This is a genomic window from Paraburkholderia sediminicola, from assembly GCF_046026675.1.
In the GTDB taxonomy this organism is placed as follows: domain Bacteria; phylum Pseudomonadota; class Gammaproteobacteria; order Burkholderiales; family Burkholderiaceae; genus Paraburkholderia; species Paraburkholderia sediminicola_F.
This window is the reverse complement of record NZ_JAQQEY010000002.1, coordinates 748753-774119: the sequence shown is the minus strand read 5'-3', so window position 1 is coordinate 774119 and position 25367 is coordinate 748753. Positions and strand designations below refer to the sequence as shown.

20 protein-coding genes and 1 pseudogene are annotated in these 25367 nt (G+C 61.5%); 12 read left to right on the top strand and 9 right to left on the bottom strand.

Going from position 1 to position 25367, the window contains the following annotated elements:
• Positions 1-208: 208 nt before the first annotated feature.
• Both PQQ86_RS23350 and PQQ86_RS23345 read left to right on the top strand, forming a co-directional pair.
• Positions 209-385 (top strand): annotated as a pseudogene (locus PQQ86_RS23350) (GntR family transcriptional regulator); the annotation flags it as partial.
• Between the two features lie 27 nt (positions 386-412).
• Positions 413-886 carry a FadR/GntR family transcriptional regulator gene (locus PQQ86_RS23345; protein WP_408279319.1) on the top strand — a complete coding sequence of 158 codons (474 nt, stop codon included), beginning with the start codon at positions 413-415 and terminating at the stop codon, positions 884-886.
• Between the two features lie 42 nt (positions 887-928).
• On the opposite strand, the gene PQQ86_RS23340 is transcribed toward PQQ86_RS23345, so the two are convergent.
• Entirely contained in the window at positions 929-3727 is a 2799-nt protein-coding gene (locus PQQ86_RS23340; RefSeq protein WP_408272228.1) for a bifunctional diguanylate cyclase/phosphodiesterase, read from the bottom strand.
• Positions 3724-4518 (bottom strand): substrate-binding periplasmic protein, encoded by a 795-nt coding sequence (locus tag PQQ86_RS23335; protein WP_408272225.1) that lies wholly within the window; start codon positions 4516-4518, stop codon positions 3724-3726. The genes PQQ86_RS23340 and PQQ86_RS23335 overlap by 4 nt, the downstream gene beginning before the upstream one ends.
• Before the next feature lie 426 nt (positions 4519-4944).
• On the opposite strand from PQQ86_RS23335, the gene PQQ86_RS23330 reads away from it, so the two are divergent.
• Entirely contained in the window at positions 4945-6453 is a 1509-nt protein-coding gene (locus PQQ86_RS23330) for an MFS transporter (RefSeq protein WP_408279317.1), read from the top strand.
• Between the two features lie 57 nt (positions 6454-6510).
• Here PQQ86_RS23330 and kdgD read toward each other — a convergent pair whose 3' ends face one another.
• The 3 genes from kdgD to PQQ86_RS23315 form a co-directional block, all read right to left on the bottom strand.
• Positions 6511-7428, bottom strand: a complete 918-nt coding sequence (gene kdgD / locus PQQ86_RS23325) for a 5-dehydro-4-deoxyglucarate dehydratase (RefSeq protein WP_408272223.1) — start codon at positions 7426-7428, stop codon at positions 6511-6513.
• 61 nt (positions 7429-7489) lie between these two features.
• Entirely contained in the window at positions 7490-8839 is a 1350-nt protein-coding gene (gene gudD / locus PQQ86_RS23320; protein ID WP_154559212.1) for a glucarate dehydratase, read from the bottom strand.
• 53 nt (positions 8840-8892) lie between these two features.
• Complete coding sequence (locus PQQ86_RS23315) at positions 8893-10224, bottom strand: MFS transporter (protein ID WP_408272221.1); 1332 nt, start codon at positions 10222-10224, stop codon at positions 8893-8895.
• 431 nt (positions 10225-10655) lie between these two features.
• Between PQQ86_RS23315 and PQQ86_RS23310 the strand changes: the two genes are divergently transcribed.
• The gene (locus PQQ86_RS23310; RefSeq protein WP_408272218.1) at positions 10656-11366 is read left to right on the top strand and encodes a FadR/GntR family transcriptional regulator; all 711 of its coding nucleotides are present in this window, start codon (positions 10656-10658) and stop codon (positions 11364-11366) included.
• Between the two features lie 59 nt (positions 11367-11425).
• Here the strand turns inward: PQQ86_RS23310 and PQQ86_RS23305 are convergent, their stop codons facing one another.
• Genes PQQ86_RS23305 through PQQ86_RS23295 form a run of 3 tightly spaced genes read right to left on the bottom strand, consistent with a single transcriptional unit; the run spans position 11426 to position 14471 of the window.
• The gene (locus PQQ86_RS23305; RefSeq protein ID WP_408272215.1) at positions 11426-11764 is read right to left on the bottom strand and encodes an AtuA-related protein; all 339 of its coding nucleotides are present in this window, start codon (positions 11762-11764) and stop codon (positions 11426-11428) included.
• A 1-nt stretch (position 11765) separates the two neighbouring features.
• Positions 11766-13133, bottom strand: coding sequence for an acyclic terpene utilization AtuA family protein (locus tag PQQ86_RS23300; RefSeq protein ID WP_408272212.1), 1368 nt, complete (start codon positions 13131-13133; stop codon positions 11766-11768).
• A 33-nt stretch (positions 13134-13166) separates the two neighbouring features.
• Positions 13167-14471, bottom strand: coding sequence for a CitMHS family transporter (locus PQQ86_RS23295; RefSeq protein WP_408272210.1), 1305 nt, complete (start codon positions 14469-14471; stop codon positions 13167-13169).
• 99 nt (positions 14472-14570) lie between these two features.
• On the opposite strand from PQQ86_RS23295, the gene PQQ86_RS23290 reads away from it, so the two are divergent.
• The 3 genes from PQQ86_RS23290 to PQQ86_RS23280 all read left to right on the top strand — a co-directional run bounded on the left by PQQ86_RS23290 (position 14571) and on the right by PQQ86_RS23280 (position 17609).
• A complete protein-coding gene (locus PQQ86_RS23290; RefSeq protein WP_408272207.1) occupies positions 14571-15482 on the top strand; it encodes a LysR family transcriptional regulator in 912 nt (303 codons plus the stop codon).
• Positions 15483-15764: 282 nt separating this feature from the next.
• A complete protein-coding gene (locus PQQ86_RS23285; RefSeq protein ID WP_408272204.1) occupies positions 15765-16271 on the top strand; it encodes a DUF2844 domain-containing protein in 507 nt (168 codons plus the stop codon).
• A gap of 30 nt (positions 16272-16301) precedes the next feature.
• Positions 16302-17609 (top strand): DUF3443 family protein, encoded by a 1308-nt coding sequence (locus PQQ86_RS23280; RefSeq protein ID WP_408272201.1) that lies wholly within the window; start codon positions 16302-16304, stop codon positions 17607-17609.
• Positions 17610-17690: 81 nt separating this feature from the next.
• Here the strand turns inward: PQQ86_RS23280 and PQQ86_RS23275 are convergent, their stop codons facing one another.
• Complete coding sequence (locus tag PQQ86_RS23275) at positions 17691-18542, bottom strand: IclR family transcriptional regulator (RefSeq protein ID WP_408193119.1); 852 nt, start codon at positions 18540-18542, stop codon at positions 17691-17693.
• A gap of 143 nt (positions 18543-18685) precedes the next feature.
• Between PQQ86_RS23275 and PQQ86_RS23270 the strand changes: the two genes are divergently transcribed.
• From PQQ86_RS23270 to PQQ86_RS23250, 5 genes are all read left to right on the top strand, one after another.
• Positions 18686-19894 carry an acyl-CoA dehydrogenase family protein gene (locus PQQ86_RS23270; protein ID WP_408272198.1) on the top strand — a complete coding sequence of 403 codons (1209 nt, stop codon included), beginning with the start codon at positions 18686-18688 and terminating at the stop codon, positions 19892-19894.
• Positions 19895-19902: 8 nt separating this feature from the next.
• Positions 19903-22152: an acetate--CoA ligase family protein gene (locus PQQ86_RS23265; RefSeq protein ID WP_408272195.1), complete on the top strand. Its 2250-nt coding sequence runs from the start codon at positions 19903-19905 to the stop codon at positions 22150-22152.
• Between the two features lie 144 nt (positions 22153-22296).
• Entirely contained in the window at positions 22297-23691 is a 1395-nt protein-coding gene (locus PQQ86_RS23260) for an MFS transporter (protein WP_408272192.1), read from the top strand.
• Between the two features lie 137 nt (positions 23692-23828).
• Positions 23829-24635, top strand: coding sequence for an alpha/beta fold hydrolase (locus tag PQQ86_RS23255; RefSeq protein ID WP_408272189.1), 807 nt, complete (start codon positions 23829-23831; stop codon positions 24633-24635).
• Positions 24636-25031: 396 nt separating this feature from the next.
• The gene (locus tag PQQ86_RS23250) at positions 25032-25259 is read left to right on the top strand and encodes a hypothetical protein (RefSeq protein ID WP_408193129.1); all 228 of its coding nucleotides are present in this window, start codon (positions 25032-25034) and stop codon (positions 25257-25259) included.
• Positions 25260-25367: the final 108 nt, after the last annotated feature.

Genomic DNA, 25367 nt, shown 5'->3' with positions numbered 1-25367 from the left:
ATGACCAACGACTGGTTATTTGTGAACCAATCAGTATTGGTACGAATCCGATAAGCTAAGAGATTACGGCGAAGGATGTCCGGTTTCACCAAGCGTTAACCCGGAATTTCGCACACAATACCAGATCAAAAAAATCGGCGGATCTCGCCTCAGTTGGTTTGACTGTGGTAAATTTTGAACCAATGAATATTGGTTCAAACAAAGCGCAATGGAAAATTCCATACTGGACAGGCTGCTGGACTATATTGCCGACCATCAACTCAAGGACGGCGACGCGCTGCCGCCTGAAAGAACACTCGCCGAAGCCCTCAATGTCAGCCGGAGGGAACTGCGTTCGTCGCTTGCTTCGCTGGAGGCATCAGGGCGTGTATGGCGCGGCGTCGGTCGCGGCACCTATCTGGGTGCGAGACCGTTGAAGTTCGCCCCGACGCTGCGCGGACTTCGGGCAGGCGCCAGTCCGGCGGACATCGCAGAAATGCGCCTGTTGTTCGAGCCGGCACTCGCGCAGCTAGCCGCGACGAAAGCCAGTCGGGACGATTTGCTGGAACTTGAAAAATGCGCGCGGAAAAACGCCGCGGCAAAAAATGACGAAGAGTGGCAACAATGGGATCATCGATTCCATTTGCTGATCGGACAGGCCACACGCAATCCCGCGCTCATCTCCTTGATGGAAGTGATCAACGGGATGCGCGTCAAACCCGACGTGCGCGAGAAGACGTCAGCGCAGGAAACACGCAGCTATTTCGCCGCGCAGCACCAGGAGATCGTCAGTGCCATGAAGGCGCGTGACGGCGAAGCCGCGGCTCGATGCATGCGTGAGCACCTGCTCAGCGTTCAGTGGCGCGCGTCCGCCAAAAGCGACGAAGCGGCCCTTCGCCACGAGTGAGGGGCACACACGTCATGCACGTCTGCCTTCGATACCGATTGATCAGGTTACGGTACCCGAACCGACGTTTCTCTCCTCACTCCCCGTCGATCGAACATCCCTCCGGCTCCGGGAGCTGAACAGGCTCACAAACTGTTCAAAACCCTGAATCGGCAGCGGCTTGCAAAAGAGGAACCCTTGATAGGCGTGGCACCCTGCGACTGCCAGAAAATCTCTTTGCGCTTCAGTTTCGACGCCCTCGGCGATGACACCCAGGTTAAAACTTCGGGCAAGCGCCACGATCGTTCTCGCGATGTCAGCGTCGTTGGAGTCGACCAGGATGTCGCGCACAAATGACCGGTCAATCTTTAACTGGTCCAACGGCAATCGCTTCAGATAAGACAGCGAAGAGTAGCCAGTCCCGAAGTCATCCAGCGAGAAAGTCACGCCTCGAGCGCGAAGGGCGGTCATCTTTTCGATAATGTCCTGCACGTTCTCAACGAGAACACTCTCGGTCAGCTCGAGCTTCAACCTGTCCGCCCTCGCCCCAGTCCGGTTGATGACGTCGAGCACAGTGTCTACGAAGTCCGGCTCGCGAAATTGCCGGGCGCTGACGTTCACTGCCATAGACAGATGCGCCATCGATGGCCGCGTCGCCCATACGGCCAGTTGGGAGCATGCGGACGCCAATACCGTTCGGCCCATCTCGAGAATCAGCCCAGACTCCTCAGCGAGCGGGATAAACTCGCCCGGCGGTATCAGGCCGCGCTCAGGATGCTCCCAGCGCACCAGCGCTTCCGCACCGGTTATGTAATTCCCGTCGACGACCTGCGCCTGATAGTGAAGAACAAACCGGTTCTCCTCGATGGCGTTGCGCAGCCCCACCTCCAGCTCGGCTCGCTTTAGCACTGCCGTCTGCATGGCAGGGTCGAAGAAGCACATGGCATTGCGCCCGCGCTCCTTCGATTTATACATGGCGAGATCGGCCTGTTTGAAAAGCTCGTCGGTGGACGTCTGCTCCCCGTTGAATACGGTGACCCCGATGCTGGCGGTGCTTCGAAACTGAACACCGTTGAGCTCGTAGGCGCACCCCAGCACGGCGAGAATTTTTTCTCCCACCGCCACGGTTTCCATGGTCGCCTCAGCCTCGTCCAGACTCAGATTGCCCAGCACCACAACGAACTCGTCGCCGCCGACCCGGGCAACCGTATCGCCCTCATTGACACTACTCGACAGGCGATACGCGACCTGTCGCAGGAGCAGATCGCCCTTGTCGTGCCCAAGCGTATCGTTCAGCGTTTTGAAGTGGTCAAGATCGATGAACATGAGGGCGGCGCAGACCTTGTTCTGCCGGCTGGCTGTCATCGACTGCCTCAGCCGATCCAGAAGAAGCGCTCGATTGGGCAGGCGCGTCAGCGTGTCGTAAAAGGCAAGTTCCCGGATTTTCTCCTCCGACTTCTTGCGCTCTGTGATATCGCGGCCGCTGGTCCGAAAACCAATGAAGTCGCCCCTCTGATTGCTAATCGGCACCCAGGAGACCGACAGCCAAAGGAGCGATCCATCCTTGCGCACACAACGAAACTCGAGATCGTCGCCGCGGGAACCCTGAAGCCCCTTTTTAAATTCCGGCGCAACGCGCGGGATGTCCTCGGGATGGATGAGCGTGCGGGCGAAATCGGGCATTGCCATACATTCGGCAACCGTATAGCCCGTGTAGTACTCAACCGAGGGATTGATCCAGCGCGGTTGGCCGTCCGGTCCCCACCAGATTTCCAGGTTCACCGTGCAGTCGGCAATGGCGCGAAATTTCTCTTCGTTCTCGCGCAACTCCCGCGTCATCGCTGAGGCGAGGCGCATGGCACGCTCCCGCCCTGTCATCATGAGCCAGGTCAAAAGCGCCAGCAGGAGACTCAACCCGGTGCCAGTTCCTGCGATTAACACCTCTGCATTGCGTCCCATCCGGGATCGAAACTCGTCGGAGGCGCTCATCGACAGCATCCAGTCGTGTCCGTCCACAACCAGATATTCGTTTGCGGAGATGAGCGCGGGCGCATGTTGGTTGTGTGCATCTGACGTGCGATGCAGCAGCGCGGCCTCCAACGGCTCCACGCCATCGTAAATGGCTAGCGAAATACCGGGGGGCTGTTCGCCGTAGAGACTGGCCATCACATCGTGCATACGGAACGATGCGTAGACCCAACCGACAATGTTCGCCCGACGCTGCGCAACATTGTCCTGCGGTTTGCCGGAAGCGTAGATCGGAAGATACAGGATGAAGCCTGGCCGGGGGTCCGCGTCCATATCGACCGAAAGGCGCACCTTTCCCGAGAGAACCGCCAGGCCGGAGTCGCGGGCTTTCTCCAACGCCGACCGACGCACCGGCTCGTTCCAGGCGTCAAAACCGGGCGAGCTCCGTGCAAGGCCAACAAAAGGCTCGCGCTGAACGATCGGGGCATAGTCCTCGCGCAGCCCGTCGGGATGAATCGTGTAGCCTGGAACGCCGCCTTCGCGCATGTCCGCTATATGGGTCGCTTTCCGCGCCGCGGGCACCCATTCGACCACACCCACGGCGTGGACCCCGGAAAAGTTCGCGTCAAGATTGAGCGCGCTCACGTAGCGCCGGAACCTGTCACGATCGAACTCTCCGTTCGCGGCGAACATGCTCTGCACGCCTCGCAGCATCAGCTCGTAGGTCGCCATCCGCTGTTCGATGCGGCCTACCGCATCACTCAGGGTGTAATCGAATTGCGTCTGAAACTCTTTGCGCGTCGCCTGACGTTCGTGATCCCACACTACCCACGTCACGCCAAGCGACGCGGATAAGACCAGCAACGGCAGCAGGACGGAGCGCAGCCGGATCACGGTGACGCCTTGAAGTTGACCATGGCATTGGCCAGATCCGGCCTGAAATACTTTTCGAAGATACGGCGCACCGTTCCGTCGGCACGCATTTCATCCACCAGCGCCCGCCACTTCTCCCGCTCGGCGGCCGGGAGGGCTTTCTTCGACATGATCAGACCATGCGGCACGGAAGGATCATTAAACTCAACGATCGTCGTCACGTCACGGATCTTTTTCTCATCCAGCGCGGGGTAATCGAAGGGCTCGATAATCATGCCCTGAATCTGTCGAAGAATAAGCGCCTGATAGAGTGGCTCGAGGCCGCCCGCGAGGCTCACCCGGTTTTCCGACGTCAGTCTGTCGACCAGTTCGTTGGCCGAGGTGCTGTAGCGGAAACTGCGGATCACGCCGAGCTGCGCGCGTTTATTGTTTTCGAAGTCCGCGACGTTCTGGATGCCGGCATCCTTGCGCACGAGCAGATAGTATTTATTGCTGAAGTACCACGCAAACGAAGCATATTGATTGCGCTCGTCATTCGCGATTCCAGAAAGACTGAAGTCGAGTGCGCCTGATTCGATCAGTTTCCAGATACGCGCGCGTGACATCAGACTGACCTTGATCTGGCAACCGCTACGCCGGATCAACTCGTCGGCGAAGTCCTTGTCGATACCGCTATCGGTATCGAGCGAATAGAGCAGCCCGTGGTCGTGCAATCCAAGCGTAAACGGCCGGGAACAATCAGGTCCACCTGCGAACGCATTGCTGACGAAACACACTGCAAACAGCACCCCGGCAAGCCAGTTTCGAATCACAACGCCTCCGTAGCGGAACGACGCTCAGTTAAATTCTTATCAGTGATCACAATCTGACGGCCTGTTCAGACAGGCTTTTTTTAAGTATCAGACTTTTATCACATATTTCGGGAAATTTTCCCGCTCCGAAGCGTCGCCGATGTGCCGCGAGTGTGCAAGATTTTCTTTCGCAAAACTTTCGTACGCATTGTCGACACTTTGTGGTCGTTTTTGAATGCCCTGCCGACTTCTTGCCGTCGGGAATATTTTTTCGTAAGGGAAAACCCGTATAATCGTCGAATGAGAGGTCAGACAACTATAGGACACAATAGTGGTCAAGACCCTGGCCGCGCCCTGCCGCGCAGCGCCTACCCTGACAAGCCCTTCTTTCCCAGCCCCGTGAATCCGACTGCGACTGCCCTGCCTTTCCGAAACGCCCTGCTCGCGATGCTCGGCATCGGCCTCGTCAACATGCTGGTCGCGCTCGACCAGACCGTCGTCAGCACCGCGTTGCCCTCGATTGTCGCCGAACTGCATGGCTTCGAGTACTACGCATGGATCGCCAGCGCGTACCTGTTGGCGTCGGTGGTGACGGTCCCCGTGTTTGGCCGTCTCGGCGACTATTTCGGCCGCAAGCGTTTCGTGATCGCCGCAGTCATCACGTTCACGGTGGCGTCGGTGCTCTGCGGCGTGGCGAACGACATGCTGTTCCTCGTCATTGCGCGCGGCTTGCAAGGGGTCGGCGGAGGGATGATGGTGGGCACGGCCTTCGCGTCGATCCCGGATCTTTTCCCCGATCCGCGCGCACGGGTGCGCTGGCAGGTGGTGATGGCGGCCGCCTACGGCATCGGCACCGCGGCGGGTCCGTCGCTGGGTGGCTGGATGAGCGAGCATTGGGGCTGGCGCTCGACCTTCCTGATCAACCTGCCGGTCGGCGCCGCGGCGCTCTATTTCATCTGGGCGCATCTGCCCAACTTCCAGCGTCCGCACGAGGGCGAGGTCAAGATCGACTGGCTCGGCGCGGCGCTGGTCGCCGCCGTGTTGGGCGGCCTGCAGGCTTTCATCGAAGCCGTGCCGAAAGACGGTCTGACAGCCGGCAACCTGGCGCTGGCGGCCTTCGTGATCGTGGGCGCCATTGCGTTGCTGGTGTGCGAGAAACGCGCCACGCATCCCATCATTCCGCTCGACCTGTTCAAGGACGCGCAACTCGTCACGCTGTTCGTACTCGGCTTCCTGTCCGGCTTTGTGATGTTCTCGCTGATCTTCTTCGCGCCGCTGCTGTTGCAAGGCGGTTTCGGACTGTCGCCGCAACAGGCCGGCCTGCTCGCGACGCCGATTGCCGCCTGCATCGCACTCGGCAGCCTGCTGAATACGCGCATCGTCATTCACATGAAGAAGCCCACGCGGATTCTGTCGATCGGTTTCGCGCTGCTGCTGTTCGCGTCGATCGCATTGGCGTTTGCCAATCCGGAGACACCGCACGTGTGGATTGAATTGCCGATGGCTGCCGTCGGCATCGGTCTGGGTTTCATCCTGAACAATCTGAATGTGTTCGGCCAGGAGATTGCCGGTCGTGAACGCTTCGGCATCACGACGGCGCTGCTGCAGTCCACGCGGATGGTGGGTGGGATGCTCGGCACCAGCATTGTGGCAACCGTGGTGCAGCACCACTACCGCAACGTGGTCACACGCACGATGAGCGTGCTCGGCGAGCCGGCCGTATCGCAATGGCAGCCGCGTTTTGTCGATCTACGCATCCTGATCGATGAAACGGTGCGCCTGAAACTGATTGCGGATATGAAGACGTCGGGTCTCAATACGCTGGCGTTGATCGACACGGCACGCGATGCACTTGTGCAGTCGATTCATATCGGCGTATGGCTGACGGCGGTGGCGGCACTTGCGGCCGCGTTGCTCGTGCAGCGCATCTCGCACGTTGTGTTTCGCCGGAGTTGAGGGTGGCGAAACCGCCGCCACTGCCTGCGCCGCTTATTGCGCCACTTATTGCACAGCTTACTGCGCGCCGAGCTTCCTGATCAGCACGTCGAGTTGCGCCATTTCTTCTTCGGTCAGATCGGTCAGCGGTGCGCGCACCGGACCGGCGCTGCGGCCGACGAGCTTCGCGCCGGCCTTCACGATACTCACCGCATAACCCTGCCTGCGGTTTCGGATCGCCAGATACGGCAGGAAGAATTCGTCGATCAGCTTGCCGACGGTCGCGTGATCATCCGCAGCAATCGCGCGATAGAAATCCATCGCCGTCTTCGGAATGAAGTTGAACACGGCTGACGAATACACCGGCACGCCCAGCGCCTTATACGCCGCGGCATAAACTTCAGCGGTCGGCAGGCCGCCGAGATACGAGAAACGGTCGCCGAGGCGACGGCGAATCGTCACCATTGCTTCGATTTCACCCACGCCGTCCTTGAAGCCGATCAGGTTCGGGCAACTGTCCGCGAGACGTTCGAGCATGTCCGCATTCAGCTTCGAATTCGCGCGGTTATAAACGATCACGCCGATGTTCTTCACGGCCTTGCAGACCTGCTCGACGTGCGCGGCAATCCCTTCCTGCGACGCCTCGGTCAGATAGTGCGGCATCAGCAGCACACCGCTCGCGCCGAGACGCTCGGCTTCCTGCGCGTAATCGATCGCCACGCGCGTCGGGCCACCCGCGCCGGCGAGAATCGGCACCTTGCCTCTGCAGGTTTCAGTCGCCGTGCGAACCACGTTCGTGTAGTCGCTTTTGGTCAGCGAGAAAAATTCGCCCGTGCCGCCGGCGGCAAACAGCGCGGTCGCGCCATAGGGCGCGAGCCATTCGAGGCGCGCAGCATAGGTATCGGCGCGGAAATCGCCTTGTTCGTCGAAGTCGGTCACCGGAAAGGACAGCAGGCCTTCAGAAACGATCGCTTTGAGTTCTTGAGGTGAGGTCATAGCGTAAATAGTCGGTAAAAGCGGGCGGCCGCACGAAGCGCCGCTCAGATCGTGGGGAAACTCAGCGCACCAGACACGGGCGCTTGTTATCGAACTTCCAGTTCGGAATCAGATACTGCATGGCCACGCCGTCGTCGCGTGCGCCGAGGCCATGCTGCAGATACAGCGCGTGCGCTTTCTCGATCTCGTCCATATCCAGCTCGACACCGAGGCCGGCGGCCTGAGGCACCTTGACCTTGCCGCCGACGATCTGCAGCGGCTCGCGCGTCAGGCGCTGACCGTCCTGCCAGATCCAGTGCGTGTCGATCGCCGTGATCTTGCCAGGCGCCGCAGCCGCGACATGCGTAAACATCGCAAGCGAAATGTCGAAGTGATTGTTCGAATGCGAGCCCCAGGTCAGCCCCCACTCGTTGCACATCTGCGCCACGCGCACCGAGCCCTGCATGGTCCAGAAGTGCGGATCGGCAAGCGGAATATCCACGGACTGCAACTGGATTGCGTGACCCATCTGGCGCCAGTCGGTAGCGATCATGTTGGTCGCCGTCGGCAAACCGGTCGCACGGCGGAATTCGGCCATCACCTCGCGTCCCGAGTAGCCGTTTTCGGCGCCGCACGGATCTTCCGCGTAGGCCAGCACGTCGTGTTGATCGCGGCACAGGCGCACCGCTTCCGCGAGCGACCATGCGCCGTTCGGGTCGAGCGTGACGCGGGCATTCGGGAAGCGTTCAGCGAGCGCCGTCACCGCTTCGATTTCGGCGTCGCCAGGCAGCACGCCGCCCTTGAGCTTGAAATCGTTGAAGCCATAGCGCGCTTGCGCTGCCTCGGCAAGCCGCACCACCGCCTCGGGCGTCATGGCTTCTTCGGTACGCACGCGCTCCCAGTCGTCGCGCCCTTCCGCACCACTGTCGTACGGCAGATCGGTTTTCTTGCGGTCGCCGATATAGAACAGGTAGCCGAGCATCTCCACTTCGTCGCGTTGCTGGCCTTCGCCGAGCAGTGCCGCGACGGGCACGCCCAAATGCTGACCGAGCAGATCGAGCAGCGCGGCTTCGAGCGCGGTCACTGCGTGAATGGTGGTGCGCAGATCGAAAGTCTGAAGACCACGCCCGCCGGCGTCGCGGTCGGCGAACTGCGTACGCGCCTTGTTCAGGATAGCTTGAAGATTGCCGATCGACTGACCGACAACCAGCGGACGCGCGTCGTCGATGGTCTTGCGGATGCTCTCGCCGCCCGGCACTTCGCCGACGCCCGTATGGCCGGCGCTGTCGCGCAGAATGACGATATTGCGCGTGAAGAACGGGCCATGTGCGCCGCTCAGATTCATCAGCATGCTGTCACGGCCGGCAACGGGCACGACGCGCAGCTCGGTCACGATCGGCGTGGCGTTCGATTGGGATGAGTTCGTGGACATGATAGTGGGACCAGGTAAGTAAATAAGCCGACTGGCGGCGGTCGATCGGCAATTCAATGTGCTTTGCTATGAAGCGGCTCAGGCAATGCGTCGCGGTTCACACGGCGATTGCGGGTCAGGAAGCCGGCCGCCGCCGCGATCAGCGAAGCCACGCCCAGGGCGTACAGACCACCGGTAATCGAGCCGGTGTGTTGCTGCAGATAACCGAAAGCAGCCGGTGCGAAGAACCCGCCAAGGTTGCCGATCGAATTGATCAGCGCGATGACGGCGGCGGCAACGCGTGCGTCCAGATAACCCTGCGGGATCGGCCAGAAGAGCGAAGACGCAGCCTTGAAACCGATCGCTGAGAAGCAGATTGCCACAAACGACAGCACCGGATTACCCGACGTCGAAGCGAACAACCCGCACGCTGCGATAACGAGCGCTACCGCCAGCCACGCCTGCTGGAAACGCCATTTCGCGGACAACACCGCGAAGCAGTACATCGCGACCATGGCGATGAGCCACGGGATCGTATTGAACATGCCGACTTCGAAGTCGGAGAGTCCGCCCATCTTGCGGATGATCGTCGGCAGCCAGAAAGTGGCCGCGTAAATGGTCAATTGAATCGCGAAGTACAGGAAGCAGAACAGCAGGATCTGCGGATCCTTCAGCAGCTTCATGGCCGGCAGATGCGCGCCGCCGTGCGCCTCTCGCTCGGCCTGTTCCGCGGCGATCGCGCTTTCGAGAACGGTCTGTTCCTGAGCTGTCAGCCAGGAGGCATCGCGAATGCGTGACTTCAGCAGCAACCAGCTCACACCGCACAGCAGGATCGAGAAGCCGCCCTCAATGAGAAACATCCATTGCCAGCCGTGCAGGCCAAGACCGCGAATCGACAACAGACTGCCTGTGATCGGACCGGACAGCACCGACGCAAGCGCGGAGCCCGAGAGAAAAACCGCCACGGCCTTGCCGCGCTCTTTCTGCGGCAGCCATTGGGTGAAGTAAAACACCACACCCGGGAAGAAGCCGGCTTCGGCGATGCCGAGCAGGAATCGCAGCACGTAGAAGGACGTATCGTTCCAGACGAACGCCATGGCGGCCGCGACCAGCCCCCACGTGCCCATGATGCGGGTCAGCCAGGCACGCGCGCCGTACTTCTGCATCAACACGTTCGACGGCACTTCGAACAGCGCGTAGCCGACAAAGAACAAACCGCTCCCCAGACCGTAGGCGGCAGCGCCGATGCCGAGGTCCGTCTGCATGTGGGAATTGACGAAGCCGATGTTCACGCGATCGATGTAGTTCGCGATGAACATGATCAGAAAAAGCGGCAGCACGTGCCGCTTGACCTTCGAGACCGCAGACTCGAGCGGGTCAGCGGCGGCGGTGAGGGCAGATGTCAAGGTTGTCTCCAGTTCCGGCCATTCCGACGGCCTGATCGAACGCACCGCCGCACATTCGAGCAGGCTAGGCGATTCGGTCCCAAAACGCGTGATACGTTGTCTGATGACAGTCTACCCCGTTCCATTCATCGATACCAATGGGGTGTTTACCCTGCCATGCAGGCTATGTGTGCCGGGCTGTAGCTGTCGCAGCACCACTGCAGCCATTGGCATTGTAGAATCGAATTAAGACGTCTGATGACATAACGAAAGACTGGCCTGGTGTGCCGGCCAGGTCCAGTCAACGAGTCGTCACCGCCGGCATCGGGAGCACGAGATTCAAATCGGCATCTTTCGGACAGACGCTATGATGGCTATGTCGAGACGACACACGACGTCACTCGCCCACGCAATGTTTGAATTTCCAGCCGATTAGTCAATAAGCAACAGAGATGAGCAGCCTAACTGAGAAGGTGGTGGCCACCCTTTCCGATGAAATTCGCCGCGGCAGCCTGCGGCCCGGAGACCGTATCCCGACTGAAGTCGCGATGATGAAGCAGCTCTCGGTGAGCCGCTCCGTGGTCCGCGAGGCAATCTCGCGCCTGCAGGCGGCCAAAGTGGTCGAGACGCGTCACGGCATCGGCACATTCGTTCTGGAACCGGCCACGGAACAGTCCATGCAGTTGCCCGCCGCCGACCTCTCCAGCATGCTGGACGTCATGGCGATCATCGAATTCCGCATCGACGTCGAAGCGGCCTCGGCCGCGCTCGCGGCAGCGCGACGCACCGAGCAGAATCTCAAGCAGATTCGTGCCGCACTGGAACGCTTCGAGTCCGAACTCGAGCGGGGAAGTACCGACACGTTGGCGCACGACATCGAGTTTCATCTGCAGATCGCGCGCGCCAGCGGCAACCGCTACTTCTTCGATGTGCTCAGCCAGCTCGGCCGCGCGGTGAGCCCGCGCACGCGGCTCGGCACCGCCGAGATCGCGGAGCTCGACCATATCGAGCACCTGCGCAACGTGCTCAGCGAGCATCAGATGATCTATCGGGCCATCGAACGCCAGGACGCGGATGATGCGCGCGCCGCGATGCGCATGCATCTGAGCAACAGCCGCGAGAGACTTCGGCGCGCGCACGAGTTGAGCAAGGCGAGCGGCTGAGCCGACTGCCCGGCGACCTCTCTATCCGCTTCGCGCTTCAGCCTATCCGGCAGCGCCAGCTAACTAAGGGCCGGCGCGTCGCCAACCGCAGCCGGGTCCTCTACCTCCAGCCCCATCAAGGCCGAACTCAACGATTTGCCGTGCGCGTCGAGCGCAAGCGAGCGCGTCACGCCCCCACCGAGCGCATGGCCGAGTACGAAGTTAAATGCGGCGATGCCAGGCAGTTCATAACGCACGACTTCGCCGCGCACCACGTCCTTCAGATGCGCCTTGACCCGTTCCACGGTCAACACCGCACGCAGATGCTCATAGTGCTTCGCGTCATAACAGATGACGGAGATATTCAGCGTATTGCCTTTGTCGCCGGTCCGCGAATGGGCAAGCTCACGTAGTTTCATATCACGCCTCCACCAGCGAGAATGTCGGCTTGACATGCTCGCGCGGCAACAATACCGATTGCACCGCGACGACTTCGCGCGCTGACTTCGTCACGCCGCCACCGCCCGCCGGGCCGTTCGTGTAAAGCGTCTCGACCTCGTTGCCGATCCGTACCGCTTGCGCCAGCGATTCAGCGCGCCCCGCGACCCGTGCTCGCACTTCATAAGGCTCGGCGTGACCGGCAGCCACCGTGTCGCCATGCAATGCGTTCACACCGATCAGATCGAAGCGTAATTCACGCGTTTCGACGCCCGTCAGGGCAAGCCTTTCCCGCACGATATCGAGTGCAAGCCGGGCACGCGCCAGCGCGCCGGGACCGCCGTATGAAATCTGCCCTTCGCCGATATAGCCGTCGAAGTAAGCGACCGACACCTTCAACGTATCGGTACGCGGCGTGCCACGTCCGCCGCTCACCCGAATGCGATCCGGCGCTTCCTGCATGACACGCACCTGCGTGAAATCGGCGACCACGTCCGGTTGAAGATAACGCTGCGGATTGTGAATCTCATACATCAGTTGCTCTTTGCAGGTTGCCTCGGTTACCCGCCCACCAGCCTGCGGGAGCTTGGTGATGACCACCGTGCCGTCCGGCGCGACCTCGGCGATCGGAAAGCCAAGCCTCGCGAGATTGGGCACGTCCTTGAAACCCGGATCGGCAAAATACCCGCCGGTGATCTGTCCCGCGCATTCGAGCAGATGGCCGGTCACCGTCGCCTGGCCGAGAGTCTGCCAGTCGTCCATCTGCCAGCCGAACTCGTGGATCAGTGGCGCGACGAACAACGACGGATCGGCAACACGTCCGGTCAGGACGATTTGCGCGCCAGCCGCAAGCGCCTTGACAATCGCCGCCGCGCCGAGATAGGCGTTCGCGGACACGAGGCGATCACGGTACGAAGCGACGCTTTCCCCTGACTCCTCAAAACGAAAATTGCCCTGCCGCACGACGTCGAGTACATCGTCGCCGGTGACGGCGGCAATTTTCACACCGCCGAGGCCGAGCGAGCGCGCGATCTCGGCAGTCTTTCGCGCCGCCGCAAGCGGATTGGCCGCGCCCATGTTCGAAATGATCCGCACGCCGTTGCCCGAACCACGCATGGCTGCGGGAAGCACGGCCGCCATACGCGCTTCGAGCAACGGATCGTAGCCCCGTTCAGGATCTTTGCTGCGCGCCTGCTGCGCGATCGCAATGGTGCGTTCGGCGAGGCACTCGAACACCAGGTAGTCGAGCGCGCCGAGTTCCGCCAGTTCGACCGCGGGTTCAATACGGTCGCCGGAATACCCCGCGCCCGCGCCGATTCGGACCGGCCGTCTATGTGGAATGGCTATCATGGTGGTCACATCCGTTCAGTCAAGCGGTGCAGTTCACAGTGAGAATATCCCCAGCACGACGCAGGCAATCGTCATCACGATCGACGCGCCGAACAGCAGGGGGAACGTGAATTTCTGATGGTCGGCGAGATCGATACCGCACAGGCCGACCACGAGGAAAGTCGCCGGCGTCAGGGGGCTGACCGGGAAGCCGGTGGTCATCTGACCAAGCAGCGCTGCCTGGCCGACATGCACGGCGGGCACGCCGAGTTGGCCGGCCACTTCGGCAATCACCGGCAGCACGCCGAAGTAAAACGAGTCCGGATCGAACAGCATGCTCAGCGGCATGGACACCAATCCGAGCGCGACAGGGATGTGGCCCGCCATGGCGGGCGGCACGAAGCCTACTGCCGCCTGTGCCATTGCCTTCAGCATGCCGCTGCCCTGCATCACGCCGGTGAACACGCCGGCCGCAAGCAGAATGCCGGCCATCATCAACGCGGCGCGCGCGTGAGCGTCGATCCGCTTACGCTGCATGTCGACGTTCGGATAGTTCACCATCAACGCGATGCATAGTCCGACCATGAACATGATGGCCGGCGGAATCTTCTCGCCCATCACGACCATCGTGCCGAGTACGACGAGCGTCAGGACGATGTTGAACCAGAAGTTTTTCGGCCGGCGCAAGGCTTGCTCTTCGGGCGTCAACTCGCGTTCTGGCATCGGCGCGGAACCGTTCGCGGCTGTGAGGCCGAGCCGCTTTTCCTCGCGCCGCCCAAGCCAGAACGCCACGCTGAAGACGAACACCAAGCCGATCAACTGCACGGGGATCAGCGGGTTGAACAATGCCGAAATCGGCAGATGCAGCGAGGCCGACGCGCGAATCATCGGCCCCGTCCACGGCAGAAAGTTGATGCCGGCGGCCATTGAAACGGCCGCGGCCAGCACGCGCCGGTCCATCTTCAATCGGTCATAGAGCGGCAGCATCGCGGGAATCGTGACGAGAAAGCACACCGCGCCGGAACCGTCGAGGTGAATCAGCAGCGCAAGCAGCGTGGTGCCCATCACGATCCGTGTGGGCCGCGTGCCGACAGCGCGCAGAATGCGGTCGATGATCGGATCGAGCGTGCCGGCATCGGTGATGGTGCCGAAGTAGAGAATCGCAAACACGAACATGCCGACGACGGGCGCGAGACTCTTGAGCCCGTCGATCACGAATTTGCTTGTCTGAAAACCGAATCCGCCGATCAGCGACGCGGCGAGCGGCACGATGATGAGCGCCACCAGGGGCGACATCCGTTTCGACAGAATCGCGCCGAGTAGCACGACGATGGTGGCTAGCCCCAGCAGTGGCAGCATGTCCTTGTCTCCGATGTTGTTTTTTACTGTGATCCAGCGTAAGTTCGAGGCGGCGATAAATCAATTGAAATGAATTGATCGCAGCTATTACAAATCATCATGGATCTGAACCTTCGAGACATTCGCGCATTTATCGCCGTGGCGCAAACAGGCAGTTTCACGCGCGCGGCCACGCGCCTGCATCTCTCTCAACCGGCCTTGACGGTGCAAATACGCCGCCTCGAGGAGACGGTCGGCCTGCGCCTGTTCGATCGCAACAGCCGCAATGTCGCGCTCACGCCGACCGGCCGCGAACTGCTGCCGCTGCTGCAAAAGTCCCTGCATGACATGGAGCACGTGCTGATCGACGCGCGTGCGCTTGGCGAGGGATCGAGCGGCACGGTGCGGATCGCGTGCTTGCCCACTTTCGCGGCGAGCGTATTGCCGGAACTCGTGCAGGACCTGAAGAAGACCGTTCCGCGCGTGAGTTTTCATGTGCGCGACGTGGTCGCCAGCATGGTCAACACGCTGGTGCGCAACGAAGAAGTGGATATCGGCCTGACCGGCGGCGAACTGGGTGACGCCAGCTTCGAGGTGCTGCATGCGGGCATCGACCGGCTGGTGGCGGTGTTTCCGAAGCGCCATGCGCTGGCGCGCCGCAAGCGCATCACGCTGGCCGACCTTGCCGGTGTCCCGCTCGTGCTCACCGCGCAGGGCACGAGCGTTCGGGCGGTAGTCGACAGCGCGTTTGCCGACGCGCAGGCCATGCCGGAGATCGCGTGCGAGCCGACCTACATGATGAGCGCGGTCGCGATGGTGCGCGCGGGGCTTGGCGTGACCATCTTGCCCGCGTCGGCCCGCGAGGTCAGAGCGGAACCTGAACTGATCGTCCGCCCCATCGACGATCCCGCGTTCACCCGCCCTATCGCCCTTATCAAGAAGCGCGGCAGGACCCTTCCGCCTGTCACGGGAACCTTCGTTGCGGTGTTGATCGAAAAGCTCGGCAGGATTTCAACGGGCAGGCACGCTTGAGATCGAGAAGTGCGCAGACTCGCCAGTTCGACGTGTTGCGCATTATCTATCCCACATCATCTGAAAGGGCCGCAGTGAATACCGGGGATTCCCAATGGCGGCCCTTACTCCATGCGCAATGCATCGTTCAGTTTCCACCGGCTTACCTTTCAATTTCAAATAGAACCCGAATCGCCTCGCTATTCGTCTGAATTAATCAAATAGAAGCACGCTAGTATTTACATCGCGCGGGCGCGAGGAAACGTTCGCGCGTATTTTCCAAAAAACGCCGAAAACCAAAAAATGATAATCAGCCAATTTCGAATGCTCGTGGTGGCCGCGGCCTCGTTCGCCACGGTCGCTCCGGCGTATGCAGGGTTAGGCGGCGCACCGACCTACCCCGTGACCGCCAGCAGTACCAGCGCAGGGGCGGCCAGCCAGGGCGGCAGCGCGGTGGCCCGCTTTGCCGCCAGTGGCAATGCGGCTTCGTCCACTTACACCGTGAGTCAGACCACGCTTACGTCGGGCACGGTCGTGAACGAGTACATCACGGCAGGCAACACCGTGTTCGCGTTGAGCTGGGAAGGCCCAACCATGCCGCCGCTCAACACGCTGCTCGCCACTTACTTCCCGTCTTATGTGCAGGGACTCACCGACGCGCACACAGCGCAAGGCGGCGGCTATGGCTCAGCGGTCGTGCGTCAGCCGGCTCTGGTCGTTGAAACGGGCGGCCATATGGGCGCCTTCGTGGGTCGAGCCTATCTGCCGCAAGCGTTGCCGCAAGGCGTGAGCGCTGACGACATCAAGTAAGTCTATTAAAAATCAATCGAGAGAATAAAAGTGCGCAAAATCGCATGGATCATTGCCGCGGCGCTCGGCCTGAGTCTGGCTGGCTGCGGTGGGGGCGGTAGCGGGGGTAGCAACAGTGGAACCAACAGCAACACATCGATAAACGCACCGGGCGGCGGTTCGCCGGTGACGCCGAGCGGAACGGGTTCTTCGTCCAACGTCCTCGCGGTGGACGCGTCAGCAGTGCCTACTGCGGTCGGTCCCGGCAATACGACAGCGGTGACGGTCAGCAAAACGGGCATCCACAATCAGCCCATGGTCAGCGTCACGATCTGCGCCCCAGGATCCAGCGCCGGCACCAGCTGCGCGACGATCCCGAACGTGATCGTCGATACCGAATCATTCGGGCTGCGTCTGGTTCGCTCAGCGATTCCGGCCGCCACCTTCAGCGCGCTGACAGCCGAAACCGCCCAGCCGAGCGGTCTCCCGCTCGCCGAATGCGCATTGTTCGGCAGCGGCTATGCATGGGGTTCTGTCCATCTTGCGGACCTTAAGCTTTCGGGTGAGATTGCATCGAGCGTGCCGATCCACGTGATCGGCGATTCGGACCTGACCGTGGCCGCGCCGACCGAGTGCCAGGTTGGCCGCTCATTGACCACCACGACCGATCTCGGCGCAAACGGCATTCTCGGCATCGGTGTGAGCCCGAACGACTGCGGCTCGGCATGCGCGAATGCAGCGGTGTCGACGTTCTACTACACCAACGCCGGCGCGGCCACCTCAGTGGCCGTAAGCGGACAGATCACCAATCCGGTCACAAAGTTCGCGCTGGATAACAACGGTGTGATTCTGGAGATGGCACAGGTTTCCGACAGCGGCAGCGCGACGGCTCAGGGTACGCTGGTGTTCGGGATCGACACGCAGACCAACAATACGTTGTCAGGCGCGGGCGCCACGCTGATCAGGACGGACGGGAACGGCGACTTCGCGTCGATCTACGGTGGCTCCACGCTGACGAAGACGTTCTTCGATTCCGGATCGACGGTGCTGTTCTTCCCTGACTTGACGATCCCGGTTGATAGCGCGTCCGGATACTACATCCCGACAACGACGGTGGGACGGACGTCGACGCTGGTGGCAACCAGTCCGGCGAGTGTCTCACTCGGCTTCAATATCGCGAACGGGGCGACACTGAATGCGTCGGGGAATTCCGCGTTCAATAACCTCGGCATTTATATGTCGCGGCAGTTCGACTTCGGCATGCCGTTCTTCTACGGCCGGCACGTGTACTACGGCATTTCGGGTAAGACGTCCACGGGTGGCGGTACGGGGCCTTATGTGGCGTACGTCTCGAGTTGAGAGGTAGTGATTCTGCAAACAAACCCGGCCTGAGCGCCGGGTTTGTTTTTAGTGGCGTCGAATCTGCGCAAGCGCCCTCCCCTAATAAATCCCCATCGCCCCTTCAATACTCCGCACCATCGAAACCAGCCGCGGCCCGATATCCCCTTCCAGCTGATTCTCCTTCAGCAAATAAGAAGGCACGCCGCAATTGAACACTAGAATCTCGCCATCGGCCGAAGGTTTCATCGGCACGGCGACGGCGTGGACTTCGCGTCGCAAGTCTCCGTATGAGACGCAGAACCCCCGCTCATAGAAATAATCGATGCTGCTCATCACGCGCTCGCGAAACGTATTCCATTCATTCGGCGCCTTCACCGCGATCTCGTTGCAGAGCGCCTCGCGCCGCTCGGCCGGCAGCGCGGCGAGCAGCGCGCGGCCCATCGCGGTTCGCACGATCGGATAGCTCAGGCCGATATCGGCCGGCAACCCCAAAGGCGTCGTGCTGCGGCTGCTTTCCAGGTACACGACATTGAGCCGGTCGCGCATGCCAAGCGAGACCGAACCGCGAATCTGATCGGCCAGGTCCTTCATCGAAGGCCGCGCGATCTGCCGAACACTCAAACTCGCGAGCAACGGATAGCTCAACGACAGCACAGCCGAGCCGAGCTGAAACTTGTTGTTCATACGATTGACGCGCAGGTAGCCGAGCCGCGTCAACGTGTAGGTGAAACGCGAGATGGTGGCCTTGGTCATGCCGGTGCGCGCCGCCAGTTCCGCATTGCCGAGTTGCGACTCGCGCGGCGTGAAGCAATGCAGGATGTCGAGGCCGCGCGCCAAGGTGGTGGCGAACTGCCGGTCGCCGTCGAATTCGTCAGGCACGTAGCGCGCCTTCGAATCCAGATAGTCGCTTGCCAGCGCCGTGGCCTCGGAAAGCTTGTTGTTGGCTGCCATGGTCGTCTCCCTTCAGATAGCCAATTTTGCGCCTCCCGTTCAGCATATCCAAACTCTGTTCTGCAGAGTCGAACAAATCACGCCGACGACCTGTAAATCTTCGATAGTGCAGTCATAAATCGACTCACATGACGGAGACAAGCATGACCAGCAACCCCTCGCATTTCGACTCGATGCTCGCCGACGTCGCGCGTTTCGTTCGTGAAGAAGCAATTCCGCGCGAAAACGAAATTGAGCAGGCGGATGCCGTGCCGGCGGATCTCGTCGAACGCATGCGCGAGCTCGGCTATTTCGGCTGGAGCATTCCACGCGACTTCGGCGGCGCAGGACTGTCGACGGAGCAACTCGTGCGCGGCGCGTTCGCGCTTTCGCAAGCCTCGGTGGCATTTCGCGCGCGGGTCGGCACCAATACCGGCATCGGTTCGGAAGCGCTCGTCGCAGATGGCACCGACGACCAGAAGCAGCGCTATCTGCCGCGTCTCGCCTCGGGCGAATTGACAGGCGCTTTCGCACTGACCGAAGCGGACGCCGGCTCGGACGCCACCGCATTGCGCACCACCGCACGTCGCGACGGCGATCACTACGTCCTCGATGGCAGCAAGTGCTTTATCACCCACGCGCCGATCGCGGACCTGTTCACGGTGATGGCCCGCACAGATCCGGCCACGCCCGGCGCCGGGGGCATCTCTGCGTTTCTCGTCGAACGCGGCATGCCAGGTCTCTCCACCAGCGCGCCTTACGACAAGATGGGCCAGGCGGGCTCGCCGGTCGGTGATGTGGTGTTCAATGCCTGCCGCGTGCCCGCGGCCAATCTGATCGGCGGTGTCGAAGGTCAGGGCTTCCGGACCGCGATGAAGGTATTGAACAAACAACGTATTCACCTGGCCGCGCTGTGCACGGGCCCGGCAATGCGGATGCTTGACGAAGCCGTTGCGTACACATCGAAACGCGAGCAGTTCGGCAAACCCATCGCCGAGTTCCAGCTCGTGCAGGCACTGATCGCCGAATGTCAGACCGAGATTTTCGCCGCTCGCTCGATGATTCTCGAAACCGCCCGCAAACGCGATGCAGGCGAAGACGTCGCGCTGGAAGCGTCGATGTGCAAGATGTTCGCCTCGGAAATGTGCGGACGCGTTGCGGACCGCGCGGTCCAGATGCTCGGCGGACGCGGCTATCTCGCGGGCAATGCGGTCGAGCGGTTCTACCGCGACGTGCGCGCGTTCCGCATCTATGAAGGCACCACGCAGATTCATCAGCTGAACATCGCGAAGATCACGCTGCGGCGCGCGGCGGAACGGGATCAGGTGAAACAGAAGGACAGCGTTCACGCCGACGCTGCGCGTGCCGCATGAGCGCCGCTATGAACTCCGTCACGAACTCCACCGGGCACGCTGCCAACACGCTCGACATTCAACGGCTCGTCGATCCGCGCTCGATTGCAATCATCGGCGCCTCGAACGATCCGAAGTCGATCAGCGGCCAGCCGATGCGCTTTCTCATGCAGCACGGGTATCAGGGCGCGCTGTATCCGGTGAATCCGAAATACGCCGAGATTGCCGGCGTGGCGTGCCATGACAGCATCGCCGCATTGCCCGCTACACCCGATCTCGCGCTCATCCTCGTCGCGGCGCGTCGCGTTCCCGACATGCTGCGCCAGTGTGGCGAAAAAGGTATCGGCTTCGCGATCATCTACAGCTCCGGATTCGCGGAAGCGGGTGAAGCCGGCGCCGCGCTACAGCGCGAATGCGCGGAAGTCGCAAAGGCGTTCGGCATCCGTGTGATCGGCCCGAACTGCCAGGGATTCGTCAGCACGGGCGCCGGCATCTACGCAGGATTCGGCGCACCGTTCGGCGTCGATTACCGGCGCGGCGGCCTGTCGTTGATTTCGCAAAGCGGGGGGTTTGGCTGCGCGCTGCTGCTGATGGCCGACGAACTCGGCATCGGCTTGCGCCATTTCATCACCACCGGCAATGAGGCCGACGTCAGCCTGCTCGATCTCGTCGATGCCTGTATCGCGGACCCGCAAACGTCGTTGATTGCCGCGTATATCGAAGGTTTGAAGGATGCGCGGCGTCTCGTCGACGTCGCCAACCGCGCGCTCGACGCCGGCAAACCGCTGCTCGCGTGGAAAGTCGGCAACACCGCCGACGGCGCCAAAGCAGCCGCGTCGCACACAGCGAATCTGGGCGGCGCATCCGCGCTCTATCGCACGGCTTTCCGTCAGACCGGCGTGGTCGAAGTCACCGATGTCGCGGACCTCGGCGATTACGCCAAGGCATTCGAAGCCAAACGCCTGCCGCGCGGCAATCGGATCGCGGTCGTCACACTCTCGGGCGGCGCCGGCATTCTGATCACCGATGCCTGTGCTGAACGTGGCATGTCCGTGCCCGCGTTGTCGGCAGATACGCTCGAACGGCTCAAGCCGATCGTGCCCGCGTTCGCCTCGCTGAACAATCCGATCGATCTCACCGCGGGCATCCTCGCCGAGCCGAAGATCTTCGCCGACGCACTGCAGATCATTGCCGACGATCCGAACATCGACGCGATCGCGATCATGGCCGCGGCAGCGAGCGGAGAAGTCGCGCGCGTGATGGCGGAGGCAATCGTGCGCGTCTACGACGCCACAACCAAGCCGATGATGCTCGCCTGGAACGCTCGCCGCGACATGGCTGTCGGCGCATACGAAATGATCGAAACGCATGGCGTGCCGCTGTATGCGACGCCCGTGCGTTGCGGACGCGCATTCGCGGCGTTGTCGGACTATGCGCAGGCGCGACGCAAGCGTGCAGCGATGTGTAGTGCAGAACCGCTTGTACGTCCGCAATACGATGCCGAGCACGCTCGCGCGCTGCTGGCTATCAGTCAGGGCGACCTGACCGAACATGCCTCGCAGTCGTTGCTGCGCGACTATGGGATCGAAACACCCAGGAGCGCGCTCGTGCACAACAGCGACGAAGCACGCGTCATCGCCCGCTCGATCGGCTTTCCGCTCGTACTCAAAGTGCAATCGCCCGACATTCCGCACAAGACGGAAGCCGGCGCTGTGCGCGTCGGCATCCGCGATGAAGTGGCGCTCGCCGATGCCTTCGACGAAATTATTGCGAATGCGCGCCGCCACGTGCCTCACGCGCGAATCGAAGGTGTGCTGGTGCAGGAAGAAATCCGCGATGCGATCGAAATGATCGTTGGCATCGAGAACGATGCGACGTTCGGACCGGCTGTGATGTGCGGTCTAGGCGGGATCTATGCCGAGGTGCTGAAGGACGTGACGTTCCGGCTGGCCCCGGTCACACACGCCGACGCTCACGCGATGATCCGCGAACTGCGCGCCTTCGCGATGCTCGACGGTGCGCGCGGCAAACCGCGTGGTGATATCGAGGCCCTCGTCGAGGCGCTCGTCGCACTCTCCACCATGGCGCTCGACCAGCAAGCGGGTCTGAAGGAACTGGACATCAATCCGCTTTTTGTGCTGCCCGCGGGCAAGGGCGTGCGGGCCGGCGACGCGCTGGCCCGCTGCCTGCCGCGCGCCGCCAATGCCGCCGGCTCCGTCAACGCCACCAATGCCATGCACGAAAGCGAGCATTGCGCTCGAGATGTCGTGGACGGATAGTGACGCGGTGCCAGGCCGCTTTGAGATCGGACGTCGCTGATTTGCCGCGCGATATACAGCGCTAAAACCGCACCACGCGCGGCAACACGCATCGCAACATGCGCAGCGACACCCACCGCAGTTGGCATTCTTCGCGAGACCATCATGCACGGCTATTCGCATTCAGACACATCGCCCCCAGACGGCCTCACGCCCGTCGAAGTCGAACGCACTTACCGCAAGATCTTTTTCCGGCTGATTCCGTTGCTGTTTCTCTGCTACGTGATCAGCTATATCGACCGCGTCAACATCAGCTTCGCCAAGCTGCAGTTCATGCACGATCTCGGCTTCTCGGAGTCGACTTACGGCTTGGGCGCGGGGCTTTTCTTCATCGGCTACGTGCTGTTCGAAGTCCCGAGCAATCTGTGGATGCAGCGCGTCGGCGCACGCCGCACGCTGTTGCGCATCATGTTCGCATGGGGGCTGGTGTCGAGTCTGATGATGTTCGTGCGCACGCCGACGCAGTTCTACGCGATGCGCTTCCTGCTCGGCGTGACCGAAGCGGGCTTCTTCCCCGGCATCATCTTCTATCTGAGCTGCTGGTTTCCCGGCGCGCGGCGCGCACGCGTGACCGCGTTTCTGATGATGGCGACCGCGGTGGCAGGGATCATCGGCGGGCCGATGTCCGGGTTCATCATGACGCGGCTCGCGGGCGTCGGCGGCTTGCCGGGCTGGCAGTGGCTCTTTCTTCTGGAAGGCGTGCCGGCCGTCACACTCGGCATCATTGCGTTCCTCATGCTCGGCGACAAGCCGGAAGACGTGAGCTGGCTCGACGCGCGCGAAAAAGCACTGGTGTCGCATGAACTCGCCGCCGACGAAAAGACCAAGCAAACCGGTCATCTCGACGGACTGCGCGGCGCCCTCGCGAACCCACGCGTGTACTTCGCGGCACTCGTCTATTTCGCGGTGATGATGCCATTCAACGCGATCGGCTTCTGGGCCCCGACGATCATCCGCGACATGGGCGTCGCCAACGTGTTGGACATAGGGCTGTTATCGGCGCTTGTTTTCATCGCGGCTGCGCTCGGCACCTATGTGGTGGGCGCGAGTTCCGATCGGACCATGGAACGGCGCTGGCACGTCGCGGCCAGCGCCTGCGTGACCGCGCTGGCGTTCGCGCTGCTGCCTGCCGCCGGCCATAACGTCGCGCTCGGTGTTGGCTTGCTGGCGCTGGCGGCGGCTGCGTCGTACGGCTCGTTTGTCGTCTTCTGGACGATTCCGCAGACCTTCCTGCCGCGCTCGTCAGCCGCGGGCGGCATCGCGATGATCACCAGTCTCGGCGGCACGGGTGGGTTCGTGAGTCCGGCGTTTGTCGGCTGGGTCAAGACGCAGACCGGCAGTGCACAATATGGGTTGATTGGCTTGGCGGTGGTGCTGCTGGCCGGGGTCGTGTTGATGCTGGTGGTGTTTCCGGCGCCGGGGAGAATAGTCGCGGCGTCCATAACCAGTGGCAATGCAAACGCGCCAGCGCAACATGGGCTCGGTCAGACGCATCAGTGAGCAGGTGGCACCGCTGCTAAAAGACGCCGCCATCCTCCGTCCGGGCGCGAAAATTCGTAGCTTTGTTGATTTTCTGGTGGCGGCGCTGGCAACCTGGTGGATCCTTGCGTTACTGAGCTCACCAGGAAGGCACCCTCATGCAATCCCACGACGACGACCTCACCCATTTCGAAGCCCACGGCGCAGCCCCGCTGCCGGTCCCGAACGACCACGGCTACGTCGAGCACGATGGCGCGCGAATCTGGTACGCGTCATATGGAACAGGCAAACCGGTGATCCTGCTGCATGGCGGTCTGGGGCACAGCGGCAACTGGGGCTATCAGGTCCCGGCGCTGGTCGGCTCGGGGCATCGCGTGGTAGTCGTCGACAGCCGTGGCCATGGCCGTAGCACCCGCGATGCGCGCCCCTATATGTATGAGCTGATGGCCTCCGATGTGCTGGCCGTGATGGACACGCTGCAGCTCGACCGCGCCACGATAGCCGGTTGGAGCGACGGCGCCTGCGTCGCCCTGGTGCTGGGCCGCCAGGCACCCGAGCGGGTTGCAGGCGTGTTTTTCTTCGGCTGCAACATGGATCCGAGCGGGACGAAGGAATTCGTGCCGACGCCGATCATCGATCGCTGCTTCGGACGGCATGCCAAAGACTACGCGCAACTCTCGGCGACGCCGGACGACTTCGACGCATTTGTCGGCGCGGTCAGCGAAATGATGAGAACCCAGCCCAACTACTCCGCGAGCGATCTTGCCGGGATTCGCGTGCCGGTTGCGATCGTCCAGAGCGAGCACGACGAATTCATCAAGCCGGAACACGCCGACTATCTCGCCCGCACCATTCCCGGCGCGAAGCTGATTCTTTTGCCTGGCGTGAGCCATTTCGCACCCCTGCAACGGCCGGACGAATTCAACCGCGTGCTATTGGCGTTTCTAGGCCAGGTTCTTTCCTGAACATAACGATCACGGACGAAGCCTCGCTCTACCCCGAATGTGCCCTGCCCCACTATTTGGCCGATCCGCCAAAATTTCACGATGTGGCATCAGCCCTTGCTTCGTAAAAAATCGTGTTGCGTGGCACAAATCCGGCATTTCGCAATGCCGCCCCACGTTGCACATCGTAAAATGACGTACACAAGTATTTATTTTTAAACGATATTTTTTGATAGAACGAACTGTCTAACAGCCCCTTGCGCCGAGACCCGCTGACGTAGACTCTTTTACAAGAGCCGGCGCTTCATGTGGTGCAGCGAAATAGACGGGACGAAAACGCAGTCGCAGTGTGTCCCCGCTCCATGCATGAAGCCGCCGCGGCACAGCGGTTTTTAAATGGCAATTGGGAGACTAAAAATGAAAGGCTTTCGCTTTGGATCGACCCAGGGAGCGTTCTACATTTTGCCGGGCCAAGATGGTTGGGAGGCAACCTACGGCAACGAGACGCTCGGTGAATTTTCCAGCCCGCAACAGGCAGCCGATGAAGTCGCACGCGGCCTGACCTGCCCGCAGTTGACCGAAGTCGACACGTCGACGCTCGAAATTCCAGAGAAACTTAGCGATTGGGAAATCGTTCACGTGTGAGGGCAGGCATGACCGCCACCCACGTACGCGTAGAAACGACGATGGCGCTCCTCGGGAGCGCCATCGTCTTGTTTGCTGCTTACTTCAGTGCCTGCTTCGGTACTTTGA

Excerpts from the sequence above, each read along its gene's own strand:
- kdgD (WP_408272223.1), bottom strand. The coding sequence starts at position 7,428 with ATGACCTCACCTCAAGAACTCAAAGCGATCGTTTCTGAAGGCCTGCTG.
- PQQ86_RS23265 (WP_408272195.1), top strand. The coding sequence starts at position 19,903 with ATGAACTCCGTCACGAACTCCACCGGGCACGCTGCCAACACGCTCGAC.
- gudD (WP_154559212.1), bottom strand. The coding sequence starts at position 8,839 with ATGTCCACGAACTCATCCCAATCGAACGCCACGCCGATCGTGACCGAG.
- PQQ86_RS23270 (WP_408272198.1), top strand. The coding sequence starts at position 18,686 with ATGACCAGCAACCCCTCGCATTTCGACTCGATGCTCGCCGACGTCGCG.
- PQQ86_RS23255 (WP_408272189.1), top strand. The coding sequence starts at position 23,829 with ATGCAATCCCACGACGACGACCTCACCCATTTCGAAGCCCACGGCGCA.
- PQQ86_RS23295 (WP_408272210.1), bottom strand. The coding sequence starts at position 14,471 with ATGCTGCCACTGCTGGGGCTAGCCACCATCGTCGTGCTACTCGGCGCG.
- PQQ86_RS23305 (WP_408272215.1), bottom strand. The coding sequence starts at position 11,764 with ATGAAACTACGTGAGCTTGCCCATTCGCGGACCGGCGACAAAGGCAAT.
- PQQ86_RS23330 (WP_408279317.1), top strand. The coding sequence starts at position 4,945 with ATGCTCGGCATCGGCCTCGTCAACATGCTGGTCGCGCTCGACCAGACC.
- PQQ86_RS23300 (WP_408272212.1), bottom strand. The coding sequence starts at position 13,133 with ATGATAGCCATTCCACATAGACGGCCGGTCCGAATCGGCGCGGGCGCG.
- PQQ86_RS23275 (WP_408193119.1), bottom strand. The coding sequence starts at position 18,542 with ATGGCAGCCAACAACAAGCTTTCCGAGGCCACGGCGCTGGCAAGCGAC.
- PQQ86_RS23250 (WP_408193129.1), top strand. The coding sequence starts at position 25,032 with ATGAAAGGCTTTCGCTTTGGATCGACCCAGGGAGCGTTCTACATTTTG.
- PQQ86_RS23290 (WP_408272207.1), top strand. The coding sequence starts at position 14,571 with ATGGATCTGAACCTTCGAGACATTCGCGCATTTATCGCCGTGGCGCAA.
- PQQ86_RS23285 (WP_408272204.1), top strand. The coding sequence starts at position 15,765 with ATGATAATCAGCCAATTTCGAATGCTCGTGGTGGCCGCGGCCTCGTTC.
- PQQ86_RS23260 (WP_408272192.1), top strand. The coding sequence starts at position 22,297 with ATGCACGGCTATTCGCATTCAGACACATCGCCCCCAGACGGCCTCACG.
- PQQ86_RS23310 (WP_408272218.1), top strand. The coding sequence starts at position 10,656 with ATGAGCAGCCTAACTGAGAAGGTGGTGGCCACCCTTTCCGATGAAATT.